This is a genomic window from Corynebacterium ciconiae DSM 44920 (assembly GCF_030440575.1).
Lineage (GTDB): Bacteria > Actinomycetota > Actinomycetes > Mycobacteriales > Mycobacteriaceae > Corynebacterium > Corynebacterium ciconiae.
Genome location: NZ_CP047189.1, coordinates 123,005 through 148,364 on the forward strand (window position 1 = coordinate 123,005; position 25,360 = coordinate 148,364).

Sequence of the window (25,360 nt, forward strand, 5' to 3'; positions counted from 1 at the left end):
TATTTCTAGGTCTCTATGGCGGGACAGTGTCCTTGACCTCACTAACCCTTCGGCCGTACGGAACAAACGCACCCTGTTGCTTGGTCGGCCGGTGCGGCAGGAGGGTGCTCACGCCCTGCGGCTGCCCGGGCTCAATCGGGAGAAAACCCACCTCCTGCTCATGACTGGCGATAAGCATGCAGCAGAGATCGCTCGGCTGTATGGCTAAAGACCCAGCTCGCAGCCTAAATGGGCTAGCTAGCTGGCGATGTTATGTTTCGGGGATTAGTCGGGGGTGGAGGTGATCCACGCTGCCAGCTTGGTGACACGATCGGTGATTTCTGCGCGGAGCTGATCCGGTTCCATGGCGTCTATGTCTAGCTCCCATGTGCTGTAATCTACGCTCGGAAAGCGGGGGCAGTCGCTATTCGGCCCGAGGATTATCACTCTATCTGCGCTTTTGATCGTGCCGGGATCAGGCTGCGCGCCATCCACGCTCACATCAGAGTTAGGTACCACTGTTGCTCGGTCGCCCAGTAGGGATCGGGCCGTGTCCGCGGCGAAGAGGGCGCTCTCTGCGGAGTTCGCACTGAGGAACACAATGGTTGGATCATCGCCGGCGCGCGAAGAGGCCGAGATGGGTTCGCCGCTGGCTAGTCCGCGGAGAAGAGTGAGCACGGCAGGATCAAGATTCTCGCTGATGGTGTAGTAACTCCACTTGCCACGTTTGCTGCGCTCGGCTACTCCCGCATCTACGAGTTTGCTCAAGTGATGAGACAGCGTGGAGCGGCTAATTCCAAAATCCTCGGGAAAGGCGCACGCACACACTGGTGACGGGCTGCACGCTGTCAGGAAGGCTGCGAGCTTCAATCGAGTCGGGTCCCCGAGAGCGGCAAGCACCGGCGCATGGCGGCTCGCCGTGGAGTCATCCAACAACGTGGGAGAGGGGCAGCATTCGGGTCCGGCGGGGGAGGTCATGGCACAAGAATAACAAAACGTTTCGACATTTATCGACGCGTTGATTTATGCTTATCGTGTCGACAATCATCGAAATGTATGGAGGCTGTGTTCATGACGACGGAACAACAATCCCAGCCATCCCGCACGGAACCGGCGTCGCTGTCCATCGTGGATCGTTACCTGCCGGTGTGGATCATCGCCGCGATGGCGCTGGGGCTGGCACTAAGCAGGATCGCGCCGGGGTTCGGCTCGGCGCTTCATAACCTTGAGGTCGGTACGATCTCTGTGCCCATCGCCATTGGCCTACTCGTTATGATGTATCCACCTCTGGCTAAGGTGCGTTATGACAAGTTGGGCGGACTCGCCACTGATAAGCGGCTCATGGCAGTATCGCTCACACTGAACTGGGTGGTGGGGCCGGCCTGTATGTTTGCGCTTGCTTGGCTGTTCCTGCCCGATCAACCAGAGCTGCGCACTGGGCTAATCATTGTGGGCTTAGCGCGCTGTATCGCCATGGTATTGGTGTGGTCCGATCTCTCCTGTGGTGATCGTGAAGTCACCGCAGTGTTGGTGGCCATTAACTCCATCTTCCAAGTGCTCATGTTTGGAGTCTTGGGCTGGTTCTATCTCCAGATCCTTCCTCAGTGGCTGGGGCTGCCCACCACTTCGGCTAACTTCTCTTTCTGGGCGATCGTTGTGTCTGTCCTCGTCTTCCTCGGCATTCCCCTGGCTGCAGGCGCGCTGTCTCGTGTCATTGGAGAGAAGGCGAAAGGGCGGAACTGGTACGAAGATTCCTATCTCCCCGCAGTCTCGCCCTTAGCGCTGATCGGCCTGTTGTACACCATCGTGGTGCTCTTCGCGATCCAAGGAGAGCAGGTGATCGCCCATCCGGGATCGGTGATGCGAGTGGCACTACCGCTGCTGTGCTATTTCGTGTTCATGTTTTTCCTCGGCCTCGTGCTATCACGAGCAGCCGGCATGGGCTACTCCCAATCCACATCGGTGGCGTTTACTGCTGCGGGCAACAACTTCGAGCTGGCTATTGCAGTAGCCATCGGCACTTTTGGGGCTACGTCTGGGCAGGCACTAGCCGGCACTATTGGTCCGCTGGTGGAAGTGCCCGTGCTTGTAGCGCTCGTTTACGCCGTCACGTGGCTGGGGCCGCGCATGTTCCCCAACGATCCCACCCTGCCCGCTTCGAGGTCTTAGGAGGATAAAGCATGAAATCCACCCCAACGGTGCTGTTTGTGTGCGTGGCAAACGCTGGAAAATCCCAGATGGCTGCTGCGCTCGCACGGCTCTATGCCGGAGACGCATTGCGCATCTACTCCGCTGGGACTGAGCCTAAAGAGCACATCAATCAGCTGTCCGCGAAGTCAGTGGCCGAACTTGGTGCAGACATGACAGGCGCCACACCTCAGCCGGTGGATCCCACTTTGTTAGAGAGCGTGGATCGCACCATCATTCTTGGAGAAGCCGCTCAACTCCGTCTCCCCGCTCATGCCCAGGGAAGCCTCGAACGCTGGAGTGTGTGCGAACCTGCCAACGACGGTATAGAGGGTGCCGAACGTATGGCGCTGATTCGAGATGACATTGCCGCTCGCGTTCGAGCCCTCATTCGTGAGCTTCTCTCCGAGAAGCCTTAGAGTCCCAGCTCGCGCCACGCGGCGAGGAAGCGATCCATCTCCGCAGGGTTGGTCACGGTCACCCGCAGTCCCTCGGGGAAGGCGCGCACCAGCACGTCCTTATCTGCAAGTTTCGACGCCACCTCGAGGGCGTCTTCCCGCGGAATCCACACGAAGTTCGCCTCGGAGGGCACAGCCCCCAGCTCCTCTTGGAGGCGCTGGCGCTGCTCAACCACCTCATCGGTGCGGTGCAGCAGCTCTTCGGACTCTGCCAGCGAGGCGCAGGCTGCGGCCTGGGCCACGGCGTTGACGCCGAAGGGGATGGCCACCTTATTGAGGGCCTCGATGATGTTCGGCGCGCCGAAGGCATAACCGATGCGCATGCCGGCCAGGCCATAGGCCTTAGAGAAGGTACGAAGCGCAATGAGGTTGGGGTGGGCGTCGATAAGCATGTGCCCGATGGGGGTGTCCTCGGCGCGCATGTACTCGAAATACGCCTCATCGAGGGCCACGATCACATCGCGCGGCACAGCCTGCATGAACTCCTCAAACTCGGCGGCGGTGATGGTGGTGCCCGAAGGGTTATTGGGGTTGCACACGAAAATCAGGCGAGTGGACTCGGTGACCGCGGCGGCCATGGCGGGAAGATCAAGACGGTGCTGATCATCCAATGGCACCGGCACGCTGGTGGCGTTCGCGACCTGCGCGAAAATGGGATACGCCTCGAAAGAACGCCACGGGAACACCACTTCCTCGCCACGGTCGCAGGCAATCTGCACCAGCTGCTGGCACAGTGCGGAGGATCCACAGCCCACCGCCACATGATCCACGGTGAGTCCAAGATGCTCCGCGATCTGCTCGCGAATATCCATCGCCGCCATGTCTGGATAGCGGTTCGCCTGGGAGACCACCTGCTCCATTGCGGCCTGAACACTCGGGAGGGGACCAAAGGCCACCTCGTTACTCGACAACTTAAGGGCACGCGGATTGCGCTTACCCGGAACATAGGCCGGCAAAGAAGCAAGATCAGGGCGAATCATGGTGCTTAACACTAGCACCCACCGCAGACACCCACGGTTTTTGCGCCCAGATGAATGATTGCTATTATTGCCAGAGCGCATCACGCATGCGCGTGGAGACGTGCCAGAGCGGCCGAATGGGGCTCACTGCTAATGAGTTGCTCTCTTAACGGAGGGCCGGAGGTTCAAATCCTCTCGTCTCCGCTCTCACCTCTCTTCGGAGAGGCTGAGAATGCGCCCGTAGCTCAACGGATAGAGCATCTGACTACGGATCAGAAGGTTAGGGGTTCGAATCCCTTCGGGCGCACCACTCAACCCCAGTTCATCGAAGCGATGGGCTGGGGTTTTCGCATGCCTGAGGCTGGTTGTGGGGGAGGGGAGTGGTGGCGAGGTGGCGTCGATAAGCAAGCTCAGATGAAGCTGAGAGAACCCTTTCCGCACGATAATGGGTGTCATTTGCAATTATTAGGAAGGCGGGTGATAATCGGCCCTATTACTGAAAAAAGTTGCTAATAGGGAGTGGTCGATGCCAACAATCCGCAAGCTCACCCGAATCGTCGTGGCGCTCAGCCTGGCGCTGCTTGCAAGCATGGGTGTGCCCGCCCACGCGCAGGAGGCTGTCCTGCTGGACAATGGGCACGTTGATGCCTTCAACGTCACCGCCGACGCTGATGGTCTCTACCTCGATCTGAAGGAAGATATCACTGGTCAGCACGTGATTCGTGATCCCGAGTCCGTGACCCTCGGGGTGAAGCAAGAGGCCTATCACGAGAGCATCCCCGGCCTCGATATTCCGGGCTACCTGCTGCCCCTGACCGCCCAGAGCGGCCTGCTGTGGCCGGGCTGGGACACCAGCGCTGTGGCCGCCGCGAACCTCGGTGCGATCGACATCGTCTTCCAGGAAGTTTCCGGCCCAGGTCGGGTGTTCCTGTTCACCCAAGAGGGCCTCGGTGGCGGCCTCGCACCGCTGGTTGATACCGGTCTGGAGCTGATGAGCGGCTCCACCATCCACCAGGATTACCCCGCGCACACCCACGCCTACTGGGTGTTCGAGGAGCCCGGCACCTACCAGATGAACGTCTACGCCTCCTCGCCGGAGACCGGCCAAACCAGTGATGTCCGCACCTACACCTGGGAGGTCGGCGACGGCACCGGCACTGTTCCGGACACCGACTCCACCGAGGGTGGCGAGTCCGGCGAGGCTGGCGGAACCGGCGACCACGGCGCGAACTCGGGTGAGGCTACCGGCTCCTCCGGCTCCTCCGCTGCGGGCGGTTCGGGCTCCTCTGCCACTGGCTCCTCCGCAGGTGAGGGCGCCGGCTCCGGCAAGCCCGTGCCCCCGGCCGCAGGTAAGAGCGGATCTGGCGCCGCTGGCGCAGCTGCCACCCCTGCGGGCGGCAAGGCCGGCAAGACTTTAGCCAACACCGGCATTGATGGCGTCACCGCCGCGATGGTTGTTCTCGCGGCTGGTTTCATCCTGCTCGGCGGCGCGATGGTGTACTCCCTGCGCCAATGATTCACTCCCGTCTTTCCAGCCGAGCAGGCGCTGCTCATCGACGCCGCGCCGCAGCCGCCGCAGCCCTCGTGCTCGCGGCGGTACTTGGTGTCACAGGGTGCGCCACGCCCCCTGCCGGCTCTTCTGCCCACGGCGCAGGCGACTCCGCGGGCGAGAAGCCGCTGCGTGTCGCTGCGACCACTCCCATCATCGCGGACATGGTCTCGCAGGTGGCGGGGCCGCGCGTAGAGGTGACCCAGCTGATTCCGTCCTCGGCGGATCCGCACATCTTTGAGCCTCGGCTCAGTACTGTGCGCGCAGTCGCCAATGCTGACGTGGTGTTCAGTAACGGCCTGCTGCTCGAGGAGCAATCCATGCAGCGCACCCTCGAAGCACACCAGCACCCGGGCGCGCGGCATGTTGTGCTCGGCGATAGCCTCACCACCGCCGGCGGCTATGTGCTGCCGCTGGTGGAACAGGCGAACCTCGACACCGTGTGGCTGGGCTTTCGGGTGGAAGGACGCAAAAAGGACGGCGCCAAGGTGCGCCTGCGGTTTATGGATACCGACGGCCCGGGCGATGTCGATGCCTTCATTACCGGTACCTTCGGCACCCCAGAGCGGCTGTTGAGCAGCCGCGATACTCGCCGCGAGGCGCTGCTACCGCAAAACGCTCACACCCATTTGAGCTGGGCGTTTAGCGCAGCTGGCTATTACAGCGTGCACATCGCCGCGGATTTGGTGGAAGAATCCACCGGCGAAGTGCTCGAGCCGCTCGCCGAGCAGGTGCTGCACTTTGCCGTAGGTGTTGCCCCCGAGCACTACCCGGCCGAGGACATCGAAGCCCCAGTCACCCTGCTCAACCAGGGACACCAGGACGTCACCGTGGATCTGCACAGCAACGCCATCACCCTCACCGGCGATAGCGAAGTCGATCCGGCCCACACCGTGATCGATGTGCCGCCCGCCACCTTGCAGCTGCTGCCCGCTGATCCGAGTTATCGCTTCCTCGGGCGCCCGCAGCAGGAGGTGTACATGCTGCACCAAGCGGTGTTGGGCAAACACATCCACGGCGATACCGACCCGCACGTGTGGCTGGATCCAAACAATGGGGTGGCCATGACCAAGGTGATCGCCGAGGCACTCGCCGCCGCGGATCCGAGCGGGCGAGCCGAGTATCAGCGCCGGGCCGAGGCCTACGAGGCGCAGATCAGAGACACCGCCACCGAGATGCAACGGGACATCGACCAGATTCCGGCTTCTCGACGCAAGCTGGTGACCACCCACGATGGCTACGGATATCTCGCCGAGGCCTTCGAGCTGGAGGTCGCGGGATTTGTCTCCCCCAACCCGGCGGTGCAGCCCTCCCCACGGGACCTGCGGGCGCTGCGCGAAACCCTGCGTGGGCTGAACGTGCCGGCCGTGTTTGTACAGCCCAACACCACCGCCCAAACCCAAGATTTGCTCTCTGCAGCCGATGACGAAGACGTGGAGGTATGCACCCTCTACGGCGACTCCTTCGGCCCAGACATCGACTCGTACCTGGACATGCTGCGCGCCAATGCGGCCAACATGCGCAGCTGTTTAGGCACAGATAACTCAACCCCTCACACACCAACAGGAAAGGATCGCCGTGCGTGATCGTCACCAGGCCCACCGCCATCGGCAGCACCCCGGAGCTGTGCTTGTAGCAAGCCTTCTGTGTCTCAGCCTTCTCAGTGGGCTGCTCATGGGCCTGCCGGGTAGCGCTCCGAGCGCCACTGCCGACACCGCTCCGGCCGCTGCCACCGCGATGCATGAAGGCCACGCTGACTTCGGGCCGGTGATCGCCGATGGTCAGTTTGCCCTGCAGATCAGGGACGATACTGTGTCCCCGCCCGAGTGGCGCAACCCAGATGAACTGGTGTTTGTGCTGGATCAGTCCTCCGCCCAGCAGCTGCCTGAAGGCGATGAGTTCGCCTTTACCGGTGCCGAGCCCGGGCAAAGCGTGTGGGTGATTCCGCAAACTCAAAAGCCCGAGGTGCCCTGGCTGGGGTGGAACACCCAGTCGCCCACTCTCGAAGGCGTAGTGGATGGGGGAGTCACCTTCACCTACGAAGGCCACCAGGGTCCGGGAGATTTCTCCCTCTTCCTCCAAGACGGCGGACTCAACGGCCCTGAGCAGGTGTTTGTGAACGCCGGTGATACCGCCTTCGTGGACCTCGGCACCCACACCCACGCCAACTGGGTGTTCACCGAACCCGGAGTGCACCTGGTCAAGCTGAATGTGAACGCCGGCGAGCAGACCGCCGAGGCGGTATTGCGCTTCGTGGTCTCGGACAGCTCCGCCAGCGAGGAGGAGATCACCGCCGCTGCCTCCGAGGAGTGGACCGGCCCCACCGAGGAGACCAGCTCCGGGGTGGATGGCCTGCTGCTGCTCGGCATCGGGTTGTTCGTTGTGGCCGTGCTCATCGTGGGCGCCGCCGTGTGGCTGCGCCGGAGGTAAACAGGTGGTGTCGAATTCGCAGTCCATCTCGGCCGCCCCGGAGCTTCCGCTGAGCCTTACAGGCATCACCGTGGAGTACTCCGGGCACCGAGCGCTGGACGATGTCTCCTTCGACGTGCCGGCCGGCCGCCGAGTGGTGCTGCTCGGGCCCAACGGGGCGGGTAAAACCACCCTGTTGCGCGCCGCGCTCGGGCTGATCCGCCCGCGCAGCGGCACCGTGCAGCGCACAAAACGCACCGGCTATGTGCCCCAGCACTCGGGCTTTCACTGGGACTATCCCGTTACCGCGCTCGATGTGGTGGCCACCGGTTTTACCCACGGCCTATTTTCTAGGCGGCCCGCTGCCGCCCGGGAGCGCAGCCGCGCTGCCCTTGCGGCGGTACAGCTGGAAGACAAAGCAGACCGGCCGATCGGGGATCTCTCCGGCGGCCAGCGCCAACGCGTGCTGCTCGCCCGCGCCCTAGTGAATGAGCCGGAGCTACTGCTGTTGGACGAGCCCTTCACCGGCGTGGATGTGCCCAGCCAAGTGCTCATTACCGAGGTGGTCGAAAGCCTCGAGGATGTCGGTGTACTCATGTCCACCCACGACATCCCCGCGGCACTAGCCACCGCCAATGATGTGGTGATGCTGCGCCGCAGGGTGATCGCCCACGGCGGGGCTAAGATGCTGTCCTCGCCCACGGTGTGGGCCACCACCTTCGACATCCCAGAAACCAGCCCGCTGATTCGCGGCTATCTCAACCACGTGGAGGTGATGGCATGATCTCCCCGCTCGACTTTATTGCCGACCTCACCAACCCCGCACTGGCCTTCTTGCCCAGAGCACTGCTGGTGGCGGCGCTCAGCTCCGCGCTGTGCGGGCTGGTGGGCACCCACATGGTGGTACGGGGCATGGCCTTCGCCGGCGACGCCATCTCGCACGCAGTGTTTCCCGGTCTGGCCATCTCCTTCGTCCTCGGCGGCTCACTCTTTCTCGGCGGAGTAATCGGCGGAGTGGCGGTGGCAGTGATCATCGCGCTCTTCGCCCAGCGCCGCGTGGTGGGGGAGGACTCCGTGATCGGCGTGTTCTTTGCCGCCTCCTTCGCGCTGGGCCTCGTGGTCTTAAGCAAAAGCCAGGCCTATGCGGGATCCTTGGCGTCATTTCTCTCCGGCTCCATCACCGGCGTCAACACCCGCGACATCGTGGTCACCATCATCGCTTTCGCCCTCATTGCCTTCGTGCTGGCCGTGCTGCACCACAGTATGGTGCTGGCCAGCCTCGACCGTGACATGGCCCGGGCTGCCGGGGTGAAAGTGCTGGTGGTGGACCTGGTGCTGTATGTAGCCGTGGCAGGGGCCGTGGTGGTGGCGGTGCACACCGTGGGCAACATCCTGGTGCTCGCGCTGCTGATCACACCACCGGCTACTGCCCGGCTGCTGGTTCATCGGCTCGTGCCCATGATGGCGCTGTCGATGACCTGCGGCGTGATCTCCTCCGTCATAGGGATCTACGCCGCATGGTCGCTCGATATCCCCGCCGGCGCGGCCATCGTGCTGGTCTCAACTCTTCTCTTCATCTGTGCGTGGGCGCTACGCCCGCTCCGAGCCCTCAGGAAGGTATAACAATGGCTTCTACTCACCGCCGGACGGTGATGCTCGCGATCGTCGGTGTGGTGTGCCTGCTCGCCGGGCTCTTCTCACCCGGTGGCGCCGGCATCCGACTGATCGCCGATGCCACCCAACCGCCGCACCGCCCCGGCAAAAGCGCGGTGTACACCTCGCTGCCCGAGGATCAGCGCTGGGTGAATCCCGATGGCCAAGCCACCGATGATCCCCACCCCTGCGCCGGGCGGGACCTGTTGTACAAGGCGCATATCGACGCCGGCTACGTCACCCGTAACGCCGAGGGCGCCCTCGACGTGATGGTGGTGAACTTTGCCAACGTCGAGCCCATGGACCAGAGCTGCATGCGCATCCCCCCAGAGAGCTACCAGGGCAAGGAAGTCTCCCGCTTTGTGGTTCCCGATGACCCGAACCTCAGCTTCCTAGGCGCGCCGGGCAGCATCGTGTGGCGTGCACCCTTTGAAAACTACGGCGGCCAGTGGCTGCCGGTGTGGGCGGGTCTCGGCGCTTTCGATGCGCACCACGAGTGGGAGGTGCCCAATGATTTCGTATCCAACTCTGTGGACCTCACCTTGGCCGATTTCGACGGCCCCGGTGAGATGAACATCTATAACTACGTCTCCAGCTGGGACCGTGCGAAGCGCATCATCTCCTCCCGCGATCTGCGCACCACCTCCCTCGACGTGGGCGGACACGGCCACATGAACTGGACCTTCTCCGAGCCTGGCGTGTACCGACTGGTGTGGCAGGCCCAGGGCCGGCACTATGACGGCAGCATCGAGCGCTCCAAGCCTGTGGAACAGATTTGGTTGGTGGGAGAGGACGGCCAGGTGGGTTTGGCCCCTGGCACCACCAAGGAGACCAATGGCTACGGCATAACCGCAGAAGAGCAGCGCGAGGAGATGGGGCTGAGCGAGCCCACCGAGGAGGTGGCCGACCCCGAAGTACAGGATCACGCCTCCGAAATCTCTGCTGAGGATGCCGCGAGCCTCGTCGAGCAAGCATACAAATCTGACGCAGGTGCCCCGATTTCTTCTGGGGATGTGAACCTCGAGCTGGAATACGACAAGGCGAATAACACGGTCACCCGCCGCACCACTCGAGACGGCGAAGAGCTCGACAACGCCGTGATCATCGAGGTACCTGATAACGGCGGACGCTGCGTAGACCCGGATGATCCGGTGTTGGGGTCGCTGGCGCGTGCCGCCGGCACCCGCTTCTTCTGGTCCACCGGCGAGCGCGGCGGCGACACCCCGTCCTTCTCCGTGGACACCTCTAAGCTGAACAAGGAAGACCTCAACCAACAAGAAGTGATGGTGGCCTCCGATGTGGAAGGTCCCGCAGGCATGGTCTATGCCTTAGGCCTAGGCGAGGGGGATTCCATCTCCCCAGATGCCACCAATGCCAGCACCCGTTCCCGCCCCGTGCAGCTGCTGGGCCAAAAGCCCCACGAGCTGAAGTATCTGATGTCCACCCCAGGCATCTACAGCGAGTACGGAACCGCACTGGTGTACGGCAAGGATAAGTCCAGCTACGGCTGGCTGGAACACCGTTTCCTCGTGGGTAACCAGGTGATCAATGCTTGGCGTGAGAAGGCCGGCATCGACGAGCGCCTGCCGGAAAACCCCATCGACTGCAGCGCCGTCACGGACCTCACCGGCCGTGATCCCTTCGCCAGCGCCCCCGGCGAGGATGATTCCACCACCCCGGGCGATGGTAACGAGGACTCCGAGCCTGAGGTCCCTGGCGATGGTGGCGATGGTGAGGAGACCAGCACTCCGGACACGACTACCTCCGAGCCCAGCGAGGAGGAGACGAGCACCGAGGAACCCGAGCCAAGCACGAGCAACCCTGAGCCAACCGCACCGGGTGATGCCGACAACGGCGAGGATTCCGGCGATACCGGTGACAACCCCGGTGCCGATGAGGGTACGGATGATGAGGAGAACTCGGATACCTCGGATCTGCACCGTATCGAGGCAGGCCACCTAGACTTCGCCCTCGGCACCATCGACGGCCAAGGCGTTGCCTATGTGCGGGATGATTCCGACCCCACCTCCCCGGTACGACGCGACTCCGGCACCGTGGCCATCGTGGTGCCTGACCGGGCGTGGCATGATGCCGCCAAGACCAAGCACATCGATGGTTTCGGCGAGGGCGCTTATGTGCTGCCCGAGGTGCAAAACCGCCACCTGCCGTGGCCGGGCCTGTCCAACGAGTCCTTCGACTTTGCGGGAGTGGATCCAGACAATCAGACCACTACGTTCCGCATCGCCGATGTGTTGGCAGCCCCAGAGGGCGGCCGGATGATGATGGGTGCCACCGAGAACATGAAGCTGGTGAACCAGCTCGACACCGATGATCTCTCCAAGGCCCTCGTGCTGAACCCGCGGACGCACGCCCACAAGGTGTTCTTGTTCAACAAGCCCGGCGTCTACGAGATCGAGTACGAGTACTCCTGGTACGACTCCACCGGGGAAGTCCAGCGCACCCCGCTGGTGGTCACCTTCGAGGTAGATGCCGAGAAGGCAGCTGAGGGCACCGAGCCTCCCACGGCTCCCGGTGACAACGAGGATGGCGAGGAGACCTCGGAGACAACCTCCACCACTCCGACTACCTCGGCTAAGACCGCCCCGAAGCCGGTGCCCAAGCCGAAGCCGACGCCTACGACCACCTCGAAGCCCGCTCCCAAGCCGAGCAAGCCCGCTCCCAAGCCCACGAAGCCTGCTCCTAAGCCTGCGCCCAAGCCGGGCGAGGATGCCGATGAGCACGGCTCCAATGAGGGCAAGGAATCGCCTAAGGCTCCCGGCACCGGCAAGGGCGATGCACCGAAGGACAAGGGCAACGCCACGTCGAAGCCCGGCAAGAAGCCGGATGTGCACGCGGTGTCCACGCCGAATAACACCTCCCGCGGCTACGTGCCGCCGGCAGGCAAGTCCGGCAGTGGGGCGACACTTGCCGCACCAGTGCGTGGCGCCGGATCAGCGGCCCCTGCACCGGCCCGCGCCGCACTGCCCGCCCCAGGTGCCAAGGGCACCCCAGCAAAGGGAGGCGCAGCCAAGGGCACCCCGCCGAAGGCGAAGGGTACCCCGGCAAAGGGCAAGCCCACCCCGCCGCATGCCAAGGACTCAAAGTCCCGAGTGATGCCGCCGAGTGATCCGCGCACCATGGATCAACAACCCGGCATTAAGAAGAACATCGCGGCAACCTCTGCCACCTCCGAGTTCTGGCGTGGCCTTATGCTCGGCATCGGAGGCTTAAGCATCCTCGCCGCCCTGTTCCTCTTCGCTCACACTCTGGGGCGCAAGTCGGCAGCAGCAGCCAGCGAGGACGATGAGGACACCACCAACAATGGCGGTAACAACCCCATCAACAACTCCTGGTAAGTCACGGGCCTAGGGGCCGATAGCAGAGACACGAGCCGGCTGGACTAAGAACCAGCCGGCTCGTGGTCTATCAGTAACCGCTACGCCGCTAACCCAACCCTAGGGAGGGCGGCGCAGACAAGCGCCCGCAATCTCCCCGCAGCAGAGATCTATGTAATACAGTTCACACACATGAAGAACAAGCAGTGGTTAAGGGTCGCGCTCCCGGTGTTCGGGGTGGCGTGGGGTGGAAATGGCTTCACGCCGATGCTGGTGCACTACCGCGAGCAGGGAGTGCTGGCCGCCGTCACCGTGGACCTCATGCTGGTGTACTACGCCATCGGTGTGGCCATCGGGCTGCTGGGCACGGGCCCGTTGTCGGATCGCTTCGGCCGGCGAGCACTGATGCTGCCCGCGCCGATTGTGGCTCTCATGGGTTCGGTGCTGATTGCCAGCGGCGAGCAGACCGCTTGGCTGATGGGACTGGGCCGCTTCTGTGCCGGCATTGCTGTGGGTATGGCCATGACCGCCGGCGGTAGCTGGATCAAGGAGCTATCCACCCCGCGTTTCGACGCCACCGCCAAGCCCTCCTCGGGAGCGATGCGCGTGGCGATGTCACTCAGTGCCGGCTTCGGCCTCGGCGCTGGGGCTTCCGGACTGATCGGTCAGTGCGCACCGCTTCCTGGCCAACTGCCCTTTGTTTTCCACATCCTTCTCACCCTCGCCTTCCAGCCGCTGCTCTTCGGGGTGCAGGAGACACGCCAATCGCCGCGCCGAGCTGCGGGTGCGATACCGCGCAGCGGGGTGTTTCCGCTGCGCGCCATGTTCAGCTTCCGCTTCCTCTTCCTCGCCGCCGCCGTGGCGCCGTGGGTGTTCGGCACCGCCTTCGTGGGTAATGCCATCTTGCCGCAGCGTTTCCAGCCAGAGATGGACCATCCCATCGCACTGACCGGCATGTTCATCACTATCGTGCTCATCACGGGCTTCGTGGTGCAGCGCGGTATGCCGCTTCTGCCCGCGCATCTGCGCCCCTCGTTGAGTCTCGGGGCGGTCGTGGTGTCTATGAGCGCCACGGTGTTTGTGGTGGATCACCTCAGCCTGCTGCGCGTGGCCTTTGCTTGTGTGCTGCTGGGCGTGTCCTATGGTTCCTGCATGTACACCGGCCTGTCCGAGACGATCGAGGTGGCCGTCCCCAATGAGCTGGGTAGCCTCTCGGGGGTGTACTACTCGCTCACCTACACAGGCATGGTGTTTCCCGCGCTACTGACCGCGCTGTCAGGAAGTTTCACCTATCCGCAGATGCTCGGGTTTGGTGCCGCGGTGGCGGTGGTGTTGCTCATCGTCAGCGTGTGGGCCTCTCGGAGGGTCTATCGCCCCCAGCGGGGGTAGTGCACGAGGGTACGGCTGCGTAGGTTAGTGGGCGCCGAGGAACATTGCCGCCTTAGAGTGGTCTATGAGTGCGGGGGCAGTGCTGCGCTTATGAACGCGTCCCTCCAGTCAGCTCCCGCTTGGTCCTCACTGAGACAACCACCAAGGAGAACATATGACACTGCGCCGAAGCCTCTGTGCCCTCGCCGTTGGATCGCTCGTCCTCGCCGGATGTTCCGACGGCTCCAACGATGATGCCAGCTCCGAGACCCGTTCCGACGCCTCCGAGTCCGTCACGGTGGACGCCTCCGCCCTCGATGTCCAAGCACATCGCGGCGGCAGGGGAGAGCACACCGAAGAATCCCTCGTGGCGTTTTCCCACGCCCTCGACTTGGGAGTGGACACCCTCGAGCTGGACATCGTGATGAGCGCCGATGGGGTGCCCATGGTGTGGCACGATCCGCGCATCGAAGACGACAAGTGTGCCGATACCGAGCCCGCTACCGAGGGCGATGAGCAGTATCCCTATGTGGGCAAGCTGGTTCACGAGCTGACCTATGAGCAGCTGGAGACGCTGCGCTGCGATAAGACCCTCGAGGACTTCCCCGACGCCACCCCGGCAGAAGACAATAGGATCGCCCAGCTCTCCGAGGTCTTCGACTTGGCCAAGGAGAAGAACCCCGAGGTGGCCTTCAATATTGAGACCAAGATCGAGGCGGAAAATCCGGAGGAGTCGGCTCCGCCGCGCGAGTTCGTAGACGCCATCTTGGCCGCCGCCGATGAGGCTGGGCTGCGGGAGAAGATCACCATCCAGAGCTTCGATTGGTCCAGTCTCGAGATCGTCCAAGAGATCGCCCCAGAGGTGCCCACCGTGGCGCTGTATGACGAGACCACATGGACTGAGAACTCCCCGTGGCTCGGCTCCGTGAGCTACGCCGATGCGGAAGGCGATGTGCTGACTGCGGTGCAGCAGCTCGGTGCCACCGTGGTGAGCCCGGGCTACGCGGTGCCCTATGGCGCAAAGGCTGGGGAGGATGATTACCACCCCGTGGCCACCGCCGACTATGTGGCCCGCGCCCATAAGCTGGGCCTGACCGTGATCCCATGGACCGTCAATGATGAGGCCACCATGCGCGATCAGATCGAGGCCGGTGTGGACGGGTTGATCACCGACTATCCCGCCCTGCTGGTGAAGGTTGCCCAGGACTATGGCTGGGAGCCGAAGGCCTAAGAATAGTCTGAGGCGAGCAAGCCCCCTGTTGCTAGTGTTGCGCAGGGGGTTTCGCGCTTCCTACCCCCACTTGTGCGCATAGGTGGCTGTGGCTTTTTCCACATTCCGTACTCATCTGACGTTATAACCAGCTATGCTTTGAGATGTATCACAGCCCTCGGGTGTCACTGATTCGATCAGGCATCACCGCGCACTGGATACTCCCATAGTGACTATCGCCGCCGGCCCACCCCCCCCTGATGCCGGGTTCGTGCGGTGCACGCCGTGGGAGTCGATCCCCTTGACACACCGGAGGTGAGCGAGCATGTCAGAGCTTCGAATAGCTCGTGTGCTGAGCAATAACGCCGTGGTGGTGCGCGATGCCGAGGGCCCAGCCCACCAATCCAAAGTGATTGTGGGTAAAGGACTTGGCTTCGGCGCCTCTATCGGAGACATCATGTCCCGCGCCGAGGTCACCGCCGCAGAGAATCGCCAAGAATATGTGGAGCTCACCGCGGAGCAGGAGGAAATCCTCACCAGCTTGGGGCGTATCGACGCCACCCAGCTGGCCGTTATCAGCGCCGCCATTGACTTGGCCGTGGATGTGCTGGGGGAATTACACCCCTCCATTTATGTGATTCTCACCGAGCATCTCTCAGCGGCAATTGAGCGCGTCGATCGTGGCGAGCTCATCGAAAATACCCTCGTCAACGAGATCAAAGCGGTATTCCCCGAGGCTTTCTCCGCCGCGGAAGTGGTGGTGCACTACCTCAACGCCAACCTCGACACCCGAGATCTCCCACTGGACGAGGCCGCGTTTATCACCCTTCACCTCACTGCCGCCCGCACGGGTGACACCGTGAAGAAACCCCTGGCCACAGCCAATGCCATATCTCGGGCGGAACAGCTCATTCACCGGCGGCTGGGCCATCTTCGGGCGGCTGAGGTGAGCGTCGATAAGCGCGATAATTCCGATGATTCCCTGCCCATTAGGCTGCGTTATCTCCTCACGCGACTGCGGGAGCACAACTACCGCCATAATGCACTGGCCAGCACCATTGCTCGGCACTTGCCGGAGGAGTGGGAGCTAGCCGAAGACGTGATACGCGGCCTGCAGGGCGCAGAAACGTTGGATCCGGAACTGCGCGGAGAAATCGCATTTCTCGCGATATATCTGCACGGATACACGCACTAAAACACAACTATTTCCACACAAAGAAGGGGTGAGTGAAGGTCATGAACAAGGTAATGACTTCACTGCAGCGTCTGGGCAAAGCCCTCATGGGCGCTGTGGCCGTCCTCCCAGTGGCGGCAATTCTCATGGGTATCGGTTATTGGATCGACCCCACCGGCTGGGGCGAGGATAATACCTTTGCCTCGATTCTCATTTCCTCCGGAAGTGCGATTCTGGATAATCTCGGCCTGATCTTCGCCATCGCGATCGCCTTCGGCCTAGCCAAGGATTCCAATGGTGCCGCGGCGCTTGCCGGTTTCATCGGCTTTGCCACGCTCACCAAGCTCTTGGGTGAAGACGCCGTGGCCGTCTACCGCGGAATTGGTGATCCCGAGGAACTCACCGGCCAAGCGGCCCGCGACTGGGCCGCCGAAGGCTGGGCTGCCGTGGGCAGCAAGAACGTGCTCTTCGGTATCGTCATCGGTGTGCTCGCCGCCTGGGTGTATAACCGCTTCAGTGGCGTGAAACTACCGGACTTCCTGGCGTTCTTCTCCGGCCGCCGTCTGGTGCCGATTCTCACCTCTTTCTTCTCCATCATCCTTGCCGGCATTTTCTACTTCGTGTGGCCGGTGATCTACGGAGTGCTCTTCAACTTCGGTACCTGGATCCAGGGTCTTGGCGCCGGCGGCGCAGGCGTGTACGGCTTTTTCAACCGTCTGCTCATCCCCACCGGCCTGCACCACGCGCTGAACTCCATCTTCTGGTTCGACGTGATCGGTATCGATGACATCGGCAAGTTCCAGGGCGGTGCATCCACCATCGCTGATGCTGCCGCAGCCAGCGACGCCGCCAGCTGCCCCGGCATCTGGGACGGCAGCCACTGTGAGGTAGTGGGCGTGATCGGCCAGTATCAGGCCGGCTTCTTCCCGATCATGATGTTCGGCCTGCCCGGTGCGGCACTGGCCATCTACTTGCGCGCCGACCGCAAGCGCCGCAAGGTGGTGGGCTCGCTGATGCTGGCCGGCGCCCTGGCCGCCTTCTTCACCGGCGTGACCGAGCCGCTCGAGTTCTCCTTCATGTTCGTTGCCCCCATGCTCTACGTGGTGCACGCGGTACTCACCGGTATCTCCCTGGCGATCGCCGCCGCATTCCACTGGACCGCAGGCTTCGGCTTCTCCGCCGGATTCGTGGACATGCTGCTCTCCGCCCGCAACCCGCTGGCCAATAACTGGTGGATGCTGCTGGTGCTCGGCGTGATCTACTTTGCCCTCTACTTCGGCATCTTCTACTTCCTCATCGGCGCCTTCAACATGTCCACCCCGGGACGCGGTAAGGACGCCGAGGTAGACAGTGACGAGGACGACGATGCCGGCGACGATGACACCCGCGCCACCGCCGCGAAAATCATCACCGCCCTCGGCGGCGCTGAGAATATTGACGCCCTCGATTACTGCGCTACCCGCCTGCGCGTGGTGGTGAAGGATGGCGAGAAATTTGAGGAGTCTCAGCTGCCTCAGAACAAGGTGCTCGGCGTGATTAAGCCCTCCAAGAACTCGGTGCAGATCATCATCGGCCCCCAGGTGCAGTTCGTCTACGACGAAGTTGTGCGCCAGACCCCGAGCAGTGTGAGCGCCACCGGGGAAGGCGAGGACTAGCCTCCCCACGCCAGCTGCCCCGCAGCTGATGGGATGAGTGAGGCCGCGGTGCGTGCTGCGGCCTCACCACAGCACTAGACTCGCTCATGGCATGCGGGCACACCCTCACAGCCCGCACAGCGCGAGTAGACACAACCCAAGGAGACACAATGTTCGGATTCGGCAAGAAAACCAAGGTTCACGCACCCTGCGAGGGTGAGGTCTGCGCCATGTCCGAGGTCGATGACCCCGTATTCGCCGAGGGCATGATGGGCCAAGGCTTCGCCCTCAAACCCGCCGGCGGCGTACTCGAGGTGACGGCGCCTGTCGACGGCACGCTCGTGACCGTATTTCCTACCGGCCACGCCTTCGCCCTGAAAACCGAGAAGGGCCTCGAGGTGCTGGTGCACGTTGGCATCGATACCGTGAGCATGAAGGGCCGTGGCTTCGAACGCCTCGTGGATAAAGGCCAGAGCGTGAGCCAAGGCACCCCGATCGTGCGCGTGGACTTCTCCGAGATCGACAAAGAGGGTCTTTCCACGATCATCCCCGTGGTGTTTACCAACAAGAAGCAAGTTAAAAGCGCAGAGGTTCACCCGGCGAAGGCAGTCACCCCAGCCGATGTGGCCTGCGAGGTCTCCATGAACTAACAGCGTGGGCCTCGCCCAACCGCGCCACCTCCAGTGGACGAGGGGCCGGACACCGCCTGCCAAGTGCAGCCGCGGTGGCCGGTCCCTTTTGCGTATCTATGAACCAACCGCCGGCCCGAGTGCATACCGTGGCCACGGAACCCATCCAGATAGGGGTAGTGTTCTCAGGTTTTCCGGTGATTTCGGGCGAAAACACTCACAGTGATCACCCTAAGAACTACTCTAAAAAGGGTAAGCACTCCCTGCTACAGGAAGTGCTGCGCGGAAGCTGCCTTGGCAGCGGCCCCCGCCCCTGCCAGCAGGGGAAATGCCAGAAAAAGGGGGGCCGTACATCACCACAGAGAGCCCATGAGGTGTTGGCGAGCGGCTTCGCACCCGTTTTTCTTCACTCACACATGGAAAGCTGGTACCGCTGTGTCTACCCCAGTTACTCACGAGTCGAGCTCCCACGCGCCGGCTGCCGACGCGGAGGCCCCCTCGGCCTCAGCGTGGCGTCGACAAGCCTTTGGACTCTTCTTGGGCGTCGTGCTCGCACTGATCGTCTACTACATCTTCCCGGAATCCGCGGCTGAGACCGTGAACAAGGCCTACCCAGACGCCGAGGATCCCTACACCTATCAGGCACTCCGCACCACAGCCGCAGGCGCGGTGCTCATGGGCGCCTGGTGGATGACAGAAGCCATCCCGCTCGCTGCCACCGCCCTCGTGCCGCTGGCACTCTTCCCCTTGGCGCAGCTGGTGGACTTCGGAGACATCTCCGGCCAATACGGCAACCCCACCATCTTCCTGTTCATGGGCGGATTCATCCTGGCGCTCGGCATGCAACGCTGGAACCTGCACCGGCGTCTCGCGCTCAGCGTGGTGATGCTCGTGGGCACCAAGCCCAAGCAGCTCATCGCCGGCTTCATGATTGCCACAGGCTTTTTGTCCATGTGGGTCTCCAACACCGCCACCGCCGTGGTGATGCTGCCCATCGGTGTTTCCGTGCTCGCGCTCACCGCTGAGCAGATCGGTGGATTTGAGAAGCAGAAGAAGTTCGCCACCGCGCTCATGCTCGCCATCGCCTACTCGGCCTCCATCGGCTCGCTCGGCACCATCATCGGCACCCCGCCCAACGCCCTGCTGGTCGGCTACATGTCCGACAACCACGACGTGCACATTGGCTTTGGTCAGTGGATGCTGGTGGGCGTGCCGCTCGCGGCGGTGTTCCTCGCCATCGCGTGGTTCGTGCTGGTCACCGTGTTCAAACCCGAGGTGAAAGACATCCCCGGCGGCCGCGACCTGATCCGCAATGAGATCAAAGCAATGGGCCCGATGAGCCGCGGCGAAATCTACGTGGGCCTGATCTTCCTACTCACCGCGCTGAGCTGGATCTTCATCCCGATCATCATCCGCATCAGCGGCTCGGCGCTCAACATTGCCGACGCCGCCATCGGCATGACCGCAGCGCTCCTGCTGTTCATTCTCCCCGCCGATGCCAAGACCGGTGTGCGGCTTATTGACTGGGACACCGCCAAGGAACTCCCCTGGGACGTGCTGCTGCTCTTCGGTGGCGGCTTGGCGCTGTCCAAGATGTTCTCCGTCTCCGGACTCTCGCTGTGGATCGGTGAGCTCGCCCGAGACCTCAACGCCCTGCCCACCATCCTGTTCATCTTCGTCATCGCCGCGGTGGTGCTCATCCTCACCGAGTTCACCTCCAACACCGCCACCGCCGCAGCCTTCTTGCCCATCCTGGGTGGTGTGGCCGTAGGTATCGGCCTGACCACGATCGGTGGCGAGGAAAACGTGCTCCTGCTCACCATCCCCGTGGCTCTCGCCGCCACCTGCGCCTTCATGTTGCCGGTGGCCACGCCGCCCAACGCCATCGCCTTCGGTTCTGGCTATGTGCGCATCGGCGAGATGGTCAAGGGCGGTATCGGGCTGAACATCGTCGGCCTCTTCCTCATCACCGCCACCGTCTACCTCCTCGCGGTGCCTGTGTTCGGCCTCGTGCTGCCCTAGGCGCTGCGCTGGGAGAAAGCGGCGCATCCGCCTCGGAAGAAACCGGCATTATGCCTTATGAACAGGCAATTTGCCGGTTTCTTTGCGGAGGGTGTAATGTATTTTCTCGTTGCACAGCACTGATAATCATCATCAGTTGCCACGCACTGCGCCCGTAGCTCAACGGATAGAGCATCTGACTACGGATCAGAAGGTTAGGGGTTCGAATCCCTTCGGGCGCACCAACAGAAACCCCAGTTCATCCACATGATGAACTGGGGTTTCTGGTATGCGCGGCTGGCTGTGGCTCGCTATGGCGGGCCGGTGAGAGGCGGAAGCGGGGCGGTGCCTCTCGGCGGCCAGTATCACCGGGGTGCGGTGGCTGGTGCCTGCACAGGCCGTGTCCGCCTCCTGCCGCACCGCACCGCCTCGCCTGTTTTTTTTACAGCTGCTCCTCGTTCGACAGTGGGGCAGGGGCTTCGAGGAGTTCGATCCGGGCTCCAAGCCCCTCGGCGTGCACCAACTGCTGCACCCAGGAGGCGCTGCCGGGTTGAATGCGCAGCACGGGGCGGGAGCTGATCTGGGTGCCGCTGGTGGGGGTGGAATTGCTGCGTGCCTCGAAGCGCACGCGGGAGCGATACCCGAAATCCACCAGCTCGCCGATGTTCGGCGCGGAGGTGGTGAGGTGCGTGCGGGCGTCGTTCAGCAAATTCAATGCCTCATCAAGGGCGGTGAGTACTGCCTCGTGGTTGGTTTCGCACATGGCGCGTACGAGCGAGGGCGCCGAGCCGGCCACGCGGGTGCCGTCGCGGAAAGAGCCCGCGGCAAGGGATAGGGCGAGCGGTCCGCCGTTGTCACCCACCACGGCGAGAGCCTCGGCGAGCAGATGCGGCACGTGGGAAATGCGGGCCACCGCGGAATCGTGATGATCGCTGCGTGCAGGAATCACCTCGGCGCCGACCTTGCTGGCCATGCGCACGCAATCCACCCACAGTTCCAGCCAGGTATCGTCCACGGCCTCTGGGTTGTCTGCTGCGTAGTCAAAAGTAATCACCCATGCGGCCCCTTTGAAGAGCTCGTGGTGGGCGGCCGACCAGCCGGAATCGGCGGTACCGGCCATGGGGTGTCCGCCCACGTAGCGGCTGGCCATGCCGCGGGAAGTCACCTCGGCGAGCACGGCGGACTTCACGCTCACCACATCGGTAATGCCGCAGGAGGGGGCGTAGGTGGCGATGGCATCAAGCATTGTGCCGATCGCCGGCATCGGCACCGCCAACACAATGAGGGCCCCCTCCCGCTCGGCGCGCTCAAGGGTGGGCTCGAGCTCAGAGGAGACGTTATAGCCCTCATCTTGGGCCGTAGACACGGCAGAGGGGGAGCGGTTAAAGCCGAAGCAGGCGTGGCCGGCGCGGTGTAGATCGCGCAGCAAAGAGCCGCCAATCAGGCCCAAACCGAGGATGCAGACGGGACGAGAAATGTTATGCGGGATCATCCGACAAGTGTGGCACAAAACGACTACGGTTACGTGGTATGAGTGCCGATCGCGTCGACTTTTCTGTGGTGGTTACCCTCAACAACGGCCAGTGGCAGGTGCAGAGCTACGAGGATGACTTCGAAAGCCTAGACACCTCCATTTCTGCGGTGCGCAGCCTCCGCGCGGAAGGCCCCGCCTTCGCCCTGCTGTGCAGCGAGGACGACTATTTCATCATCGTTCGCCCCACCCCTTCGCGGGTTTTTGCATTGCTTTCCGACGCCACCTACGCCCTCGAGGACGACCTTGCCGAGGACGTACTCGATGAACTCGGCATCGACCTGCCGGATCTGGATGAGGACGAGCTTGATGATGTCGACCCGTGGGCTGAAGGAGACTTCACCATCCTCGAAGACGTCGGCCTGCCCGAGCAGGTGATGGACGTGATCCTCGACGACGAGGAGCTCTGGCCCTCCGAGGCGCTGATGAAGATCGCCGAGGAGCTGGGCTTTGATGAGCAGCTCGCCGATGTCACCGGGCTTGAGCTCTCCTAAATCCGTGTTGCCCACACCGCGCTACCTGCGCGAGGCTGAATTGCTCATGCACCGCGCCCTTGAGGTGGCGGCGCGTACCCCCGCCGGCGATGTCCCCGTAGGTGCGGTGATTGTCGATCCTGAAGGGCGTGAGGTGGCGCGGGCAACGAATCGTCGAGAAGCCGATGCCGATCCCACAGCCCACGCCGAGGTGCTCGCCATCCGGGAGGCCGTGCGCCAGGTGGGCGATGGCTGGAGGTTAGAAGACTGCACGCTGGTCGTGACCCTCGAACCCTGCGCCATGTGCGCCGGCGCGGCCGTCGGGGCCAGGGTGGGGCGCATCATTTTCGGAGCGTATGAACCCAAAACGGGCGCCTGCGGCTCCGTCTATGACATCCCACTAGATCCGCTCACCGTGCATCGCCCTGAGCTTATCGGCGGCGTGTTGCGAGAAGAGTGCGAGGCGCTTATGCAGGGGTTTTTCCGAAACCTACGGTGAGATAGGTAACGATTGGGTCTCAAAAACAACCCCACGTGGCGCGAGACGGGTTTCACATCTATTGTCGGTGATTGATAAACGTTCACCAACGGAAGGAGACTTTTATGTCTGATCTCGAAAACGCAAAGGACGACCTCGTAGGAAAGGCCAAGGAAGGCTTCGGCGAGGCTACCGACAACCAGGACGTCAAGAACGAGGGCAAGGCCGACCAGGTTAAGTCCGACGTGAAGGACAAGGTTGAGGAAGCCGGCGAGGCTATCAAGGACAAGGCCAACGAGGTCCTCGGTAAGTTCAAGGACTAATTCCTTAGCGCACGCCGCCGCTGTCCCAGTAGCGGCCGTGTGATTAGCCCGATCCGCTGCGTGCAGCCACTGCTGGACAGTGCTGCGCCAGCGGATTTGGTGTATGGCGCCACCTGACCGTAACCTATTACGCGGTGGCGTGTCCGAGCGGCCGAAGGTGCTCGCCTCGAAAGCGAGTGTAGGGTAATCCCCTACCGAGGGTTCAAATCCCTCCGCCACCGCTCTTTAACTCCCGATGTATCTGTGATGGATGCCTCGGGAGTTTTTTCATGCCCGGCCCAAGCTAGGAGGCATAAGTGCAGGTCACAGTCTATGTGGGTGGGCAGGTGGCTGCTCGTGGGGGAGATCCCTCACGGTGATAGTGGCCTCACCGGGCCCGCACTGGTTATAAACACTATCCCCACGGGCTATATCCAGGTAGGCTGAGAGGTGACAACAAGCCACGTGATTGGGAAGGCGATACACGATGAGCAAAGAGCAAATCATTGTTGCTGCCGTAGATGGCTCGGAGGCCTCCAAGACCGCCGTGCGCTGGGCCGCCAACACCGCTATGAAGCGCGGCGAGCCCCTTCGTTTGGCCGCAAGCTACGCGATGCCGCAGTTCCTCTACGCAGAGGGCATGGTTCCGCCGCAGGAGCTTTTCGACGACCTGCAGAAGGAAACCCTCGAAAAGATTGAAGAAGCCCGGGCAATTGCGCACGAGGTGGCGCCCGACATCAAGATCGGGCACACCATCGCCGAAGGCTCGCCGATCGACATGCTGCTGGATATGTCCAAGGACGTCACGATGATCGTCATGGGCTCCCGCGGCCTAGGCGGGCTCTCCGGGATGGTGATGGGATCGGTCTCGGCGGCTGTGGTCAGCCACGCTGTCAGTCCGGTCGTGGTGGTTCGCGAAGACAGCCAGGTGCTGGACTCCACCAAGTACGGCCCCGTGGTCGTTGGCGTGGACGGCTCTGGGGTGTCCGAGAAGGCCACCGCCTACGCTTTTGCTGAGGCAGACGCCCGAGGTGCTGAACTGAACGCCGTGCACACCTGGATGGATATGCAGGTGCAAACCTCCCTCGCGGGTCTGGCCGCCGCTCAACAGCAGTGGGCAAGCGTGGAGCGCGAGCAGGAAGAGATGCTTGATGAGCGTCTCGCCCCCTTCATTGAGCGCTACCCGAACGTGAAGGTGAACAAGATCGTCACCCGCGACCGGCCAGTGCGCGCCTTGGTAGACGCCGCCGAAGGCGCCCAGCTACTGGTGGTTGGCTCGCATGGTCGAGGCGGATTCAAGGGCATGCTGCTGGGCTCCACCTCGCGGGCTCTGCTGCAGTCCTCGCCCTGCCCGATGATGGTGGTTCGCCCAGATTCGGATCCTGATTAAAACGATCCCCACATTAAGGTTTGGACACGATTCGAGCACGAAACGTCCTACGGCTAGCTTTTAGGGATTCCGCTCTGTAGAACGGGTAGAAGCACCACACAACCTACGTGTGACTAAAAGTAGCGGTGCCTGCAGAAGGCGGGCACCATTAAGAAAGGACATACACATGCTTGGACTTGGTTTCTTTGGCTGGATCATTATCGGCGGCTTGGCAGGCTGGATTGCCTCCAAGATCATGGGCACCGACGCTCAGATGGGCATCGGCATGAACATCCTCGTGGGTGTTGCCGGCGGCCTCATCGGCGGCCTGATTCTCGGCCTCGCCCTGGACGTTGAGTCCGGTGGCTGGTGGTTCAGCTTCTTCACCTGCTTGCTGGGCGCTGTGCTCCTGCTCTGGGTCGTGGGCAAGGTCAAGAAGAACTAGCCGATCACACCCCACAGCCTCTCAATATGAGGCTGTGAGAGCACGATCGTACGAAGGCCGTCGGGATATCCCGGCGGCTTTTGTTATGCCTGCAGTACCCGTGTCGGATCTATCCCAACCACCCTGGACACATGTGCTGCGGTATCGGTGAATCCACGCGGGGCATTGCTCTATCGATCCGTTCGCTCGGGCCGATTCGCTACCACGGCCCGCCCCA

At 62.6% G+C, this 25,360-nt stretch carries 22 protein-coding genes and 4 tRNA genes; 23 read left to right on the top strand and 3 right to left on the bottom strand.

The features are described from left to right. Positions 1-264: 264 nt before the first annotated feature. A complete protein-coding gene (locus CCICO_RS00495; protein ID WP_083878208.1) occupies positions 265-957 on the bottom strand; it encodes an ArsR/SmtB family transcription factor in 693 nt (230 codons plus the stop codon). 93 nt (positions 958-1,050) lie between these two features. Between CCICO_RS00495 and arsB the strand changes: the two genes are divergently transcribed. Then, positions 1,051-2,148 carry an ACR3 family arsenite efflux transporter gene (gene arsB, locus CCICO_RS00500; protein ID WP_018018490.1) on the top strand — a complete coding sequence of 366 codons (1,098 nt, stop codon included), beginning with the start codon at positions 1,051-1,053 and terminating at the stop codon, positions 2,146-2,148. Between the two features lie 11 nt (positions 2,149-2,159). Next, positions 2,160-2,585: an arsenate-mycothiol transferase ArsC gene (locus CCICO_RS00505; protein ID WP_018018491.1), complete on the top strand. Its 426-nt coding sequence runs from the start codon at positions 2,160-2,162 to the stop codon at positions 2,583-2,585. Here the strand turns inward: CCICO_RS00505 and hisC are convergent. Next, positions 2,582-3,604, bottom strand: a complete 1,023-nt coding sequence (gene hisC, locus CCICO_RS00510; protein WP_026161242.1) for a histidinol-phosphate transaminase — start codon at positions 3,602-3,604, stop codon at positions 2,582-2,584. The genes CCICO_RS00505 and hisC overlap by 4 nt on opposite strands. Before the next feature lie 94 nt (positions 3,605-3,698). On the opposite strand from hisC, the gene CCICO_RS00515 reads away from it, so the two are divergent. The 15 genes from CCICO_RS00515 to CCICO_RS00585 all read left to right on the top strand — a co-directional run bounded on the left by CCICO_RS00515 (position 3,699) and on the right by CCICO_RS00585 (position 20,790). Then, positions 3,699-3,787: transfer RNA gene (locus CCICO_RS00515), tRNA-Ser, on the top strand. Positions 3,788-3,817: 30 nt separating this feature from the next. Continuing rightward, a tRNA-Arg gene (locus CCICO_RS00520) sits at positions 3,818-3,893 on the top strand. A gap of 216 nt (positions 3,894-4,109) precedes the next feature. Then, on the top strand, positions 4,110-5,099 hold the full coding sequence (locus tag CCICO_RS00525) for a choice-of-anchor M domain-containing protein (protein ID WP_018018493.1): 990 nt from the start codon (positions 4,110-4,112) through the stop codon (positions 5,097-5,099). Continuing rightward, positions 5,096-6,718: an anchored repeat ABC transporter, substrate-binding protein gene (locus tag CCICO_RS00530; RefSeq protein WP_018018494.1), complete on the top strand. Its 1,623-nt coding sequence runs from the start codon at positions 5,096-5,098 to the stop codon at positions 6,716-6,718. Before CCICO_RS00525 ends, CCICO_RS00530 begins: the two co-directional genes overlap by 4 nt. Next, a complete protein-coding gene (locus CCICO_RS00535) occupies positions 6,711-7,562 on the top strand; it encodes a choice-of-anchor M domain-containing protein (RefSeq protein ID WP_018018495.1) in 852 nt (283 codons plus the stop codon). The genes CCICO_RS00530 and CCICO_RS00535 overlap by 8 nt, the downstream gene beginning before the upstream one ends. A gap of 7 nt (positions 7,563-7,569) precedes the next feature. Continuing rightward, positions 7,570-8,325: a metal ABC transporter ATP-binding protein gene (locus CCICO_RS00540; RefSeq protein ID WP_208854309.1), complete on the top strand. Its 756-nt coding sequence runs from the start codon at positions 7,570-7,572 to the stop codon at positions 8,323-8,325. Then, positions 8,322-9,164: an anchored repeat-type ABC transporter permease subunit gene (locus CCICO_RS00545; RefSeq protein WP_018018497.1), complete on the top strand. Its 843-nt coding sequence runs from the start codon at positions 8,322-8,324 to the stop codon at positions 9,162-9,164. The genes CCICO_RS00540 and CCICO_RS00545 overlap by 4 nt, the downstream gene beginning before the upstream one ends. A 2-nt stretch (positions 9,165-9,166) precedes the next feature. After that, entirely contained in the window at positions 9,167-12,550 is a 3,384-nt protein-coding gene (locus CCICO_RS00550; protein WP_040357148.1) for a choice-of-anchor M domain-containing protein, read from the top strand. 171 nt (positions 12,551-12,721) lie between these two features. Continuing rightward, positions 12,722-13,918 (top strand): MFS transporter, encoded by a 1,197-nt coding sequence (locus tag CCICO_RS00555; protein ID WP_083878210.1) that lies wholly within the window; start codon positions 12,722-12,724, stop codon positions 13,916-13,918. A 154-nt stretch (positions 13,919-14,072) separates the two neighbouring features. Beyond that, positions 14,073-15,128, top strand: coding sequence for a glycerophosphodiester phosphodiesterase family protein (locus CCICO_RS00560; protein WP_018018500.1), 1,056 nt, complete (start codon positions 14,073-14,075; stop codon positions 15,126-15,128). A 304-nt stretch (positions 15,129-15,432) separates the two neighbouring features. Continuing rightward, a complete protein-coding gene (locus CCICO_RS00565) occupies positions 15,433-16,302 on the top strand; it encodes a PRD domain-containing protein (RefSeq protein WP_026161244.1) in 870 nt (289 codons plus the stop codon). A gap of 41 nt (positions 16,303-16,343) precedes the next feature. After that, on the top strand, positions 16,344-17,936 hold the full coding sequence (gene nagE / locus CCICO_RS00570) for an N-acetylglucosamine-specific PTS transporter subunit IIBC (RefSeq protein WP_018018502.1): 1,593 nt from the start codon (positions 16,344-16,346) through the stop codon (positions 17,934-17,936). 149 nt (positions 17,937-18,085) lie between these two features. Continuing rightward, on the top strand, positions 18,086-18,565 hold the full coding sequence (locus CCICO_RS00575; RefSeq protein WP_018018503.1) for a PTS sugar transporter subunit IIA: 480 nt from the start codon (positions 18,086-18,088) through the stop codon (positions 18,563-18,565). 414 nt (positions 18,566-18,979) lie between these two features. Beyond that, positions 18,980-20,566, top strand: a complete 1,587-nt coding sequence (locus CCICO_RS00580) for an SLC13 family permease (RefSeq protein WP_018018504.1) — start codon at positions 18,980-18,982, stop codon at positions 20,564-20,566. 148 nt (positions 20,567-20,714) lie between these two features. Then, a tRNA-Arg gene (locus CCICO_RS00585) sits at positions 20,715-20,790 on the top strand. Positions 20,791-20,987: 197 nt separating this feature from the next. Here the strand turns inward: CCICO_RS00585 and CCICO_RS00590 are convergent. Then, positions 20,988-22,037, bottom strand: a complete 1,050-nt coding sequence (locus tag CCICO_RS00590) for a prephenate dehydrogenase (RefSeq protein ID WP_018018505.1) — start codon at positions 22,035-22,037, stop codon at positions 20,988-20,990. A 38-nt stretch (positions 22,038-22,075) separates the two neighbouring features. Here CCICO_RS00590 and CCICO_RS00595 point away from each other — a divergent pair, with 38 nt between their 5' ends. The 6 genes from CCICO_RS00595 (at position 22,076) to CCICO_RS00620 (ending at position 25,143) form a co-directional block, all read left to right on the top strand. Beyond that, positions 22,076-22,570, top strand: a complete 495-nt coding sequence (locus CCICO_RS00595) for a tRNA adenosine deaminase-associated protein (protein ID WP_018018506.1) — start codon at positions 22,076-22,078, stop codon at positions 22,568-22,570. Beyond that, on the top strand, positions 22,530-23,048 hold the full coding sequence (locus CCICO_RS00600) for a nucleoside deaminase (protein ID WP_301354675.1): 519 nt from the start codon (positions 22,530-22,532) through the stop codon (positions 23,046-23,048). The genes CCICO_RS00595 and CCICO_RS00600 overlap by 41 nt, the downstream gene beginning before the upstream one ends. A gap of 104 nt (positions 23,049-23,152) precedes the next feature. After that, a complete protein-coding gene (locus CCICO_RS00605; protein ID WP_018018508.1) occupies positions 23,153-23,350 on the top strand; it encodes a CsbD family protein in 198 nt (65 codons plus the stop codon). A gap of 133 nt (positions 23,351-23,483) precedes the next feature. Next, positions 23,484-23,571, top strand: a tRNA-Ser gene (locus CCICO_RS00610). Positions 23,572-23,816: 245 nt separating this feature from the next. Beyond that, positions 23,817-24,719 carry a universal stress protein gene (locus CCICO_RS00615; RefSeq protein WP_018018509.1) on the top strand — a complete coding sequence of 301 codons (903 nt, stop codon included), beginning with the start codon at positions 23,817-23,819 and terminating at the stop codon, positions 24,717-24,719. A 166-nt stretch (positions 24,720-24,885) separates the two neighbouring features. Then, positions 24,886-25,143: a GlsB/YeaQ/YmgE family stress response membrane protein gene (locus tag CCICO_RS00620; protein ID WP_018018510.1), complete on the top strand. Its 258-nt coding sequence runs from the start codon at positions 24,886-24,888 to the stop codon at positions 25,141-25,143. The last annotated feature ends 217 nt before the right edge of the window (positions 25,144-25,360 follow it).

Excerpts from the sequence above, each read along its gene's own strand:
- CCICO_RS00495 (WP_083878208.1), bottom strand. The coding sequence starts at position 957 with ATGACCTCCCCCGCCGGACCCGAATGCTGCCCCTCTCCCACGTTGTTG.
- arsB (WP_018018490.1), top strand. The coding sequence starts at position 1,051 with ATGACGACGGAACAACAATCCCAGCCATCCCGCACGGAACCGGCGTCG.
- CCICO_RS00505 (WP_018018491.1), top strand. The coding sequence starts at position 2,160 with ATGAAATCCACCCCAACGGTGCTGTTTGTGTGCGTGGCAAACGCTGGA.
- hisC (WP_026161242.1), bottom strand. The coding sequence starts at position 3,604 with ATGATTCGCCCTGATCTTGCTTCTTTGCCGGCCTATGTTCCGGGTAAG.
- CCICO_RS00525 (WP_018018493.1), top strand. The coding sequence starts at position 4,110 with ATGCCAACAATCCGCAAGCTCACCCGAATCGTCGTGGCGCTCAGCCTG.
- CCICO_RS00530 (WP_018018494.1), top strand. The coding sequence starts at position 5,096 with ATGATTCACTCCCGTCTTTCCAGCCGAGCAGGCGCTGCTCATCGACGC.
- CCICO_RS00545 (WP_018018497.1), top strand. The coding sequence starts at position 8,322 with ATGATCTCCCCGCTCGACTTTATTGCCGACCTCACCAACCCCGCACTG.
- CCICO_RS00550 (WP_040357148.1), top strand. The coding sequence starts at position 9,167 with ATGGCTTCTACTCACCGCCGGACGGTGATGCTCGCGATCGTCGGTGTG.
- CCICO_RS00555 (WP_083878210.1), top strand. The coding sequence starts at position 12,722 with ATGAAGAACAAGCAGTGGTTAAGGGTCGCGCTCCCGGTGTTCGGGGTG.
- CCICO_RS00560 (WP_018018500.1), top strand. The coding sequence starts at position 14,073 with ATGACACTGCGCCGAAGCCTCTGTGCCCTCGCCGTTGGATCGCTCGTC.
- CCICO_RS00565 (WP_026161244.1), top strand. The coding sequence starts at position 15,433 with ATGTCAGAGCTTCGAATAGCTCGTGTGCTGAGCAATAACGCCGTGGTG.
- nagE (WP_018018502.1), top strand. The coding sequence starts at position 16,344 with ATGAACAAGGTAATGACTTCACTGCAGCGTCTGGGCAAAGCCCTCATG.
- CCICO_RS00575 (WP_018018503.1), top strand. The coding sequence starts at position 18,086 with ATGTTCGGATTCGGCAAGAAAACCAAGGTTCACGCACCCTGCGAGGGT.
- CCICO_RS00590 (WP_018018505.1), bottom strand. The coding sequence starts at position 22,037 with ATGATCCCGCATAACATTTCTCGTCCCGTCTGCATCCTCGGTTTGGGC.
- CCICO_RS00595 (WP_018018506.1), top strand. The coding sequence starts at position 22,076 with ATGAGTGCCGATCGCGTCGACTTTTCTGTGGTGGTTACCCTCAACAAC.
- CCICO_RS00600 (WP_301354675.1), top strand. The coding sequence starts at position 22,530 with ATGAGCAGCTCGCCGATGTCACCGGGCTTGAGCTCTCCTAAATCCGTG.
- CCICO_RS00605 (WP_018018508.1), top strand. The coding sequence starts at position 23,153 with ATGTCTGATCTCGAAAACGCAAAGGACGACCTCGTAGGAAAGGCCAAG.
- CCICO_RS00615 (WP_018018509.1), top strand. The coding sequence starts at position 23,817 with ATGAGCAAAGAGCAAATCATTGTTGCTGCCGTAGATGGCTCGGAGGCC.
- CCICO_RS00620 (WP_018018510.1), top strand. The coding sequence starts at position 24,886 with ATGCTTGGACTTGGTTTCTTTGGCTGGATCATTATCGGCGGCTTGGCA.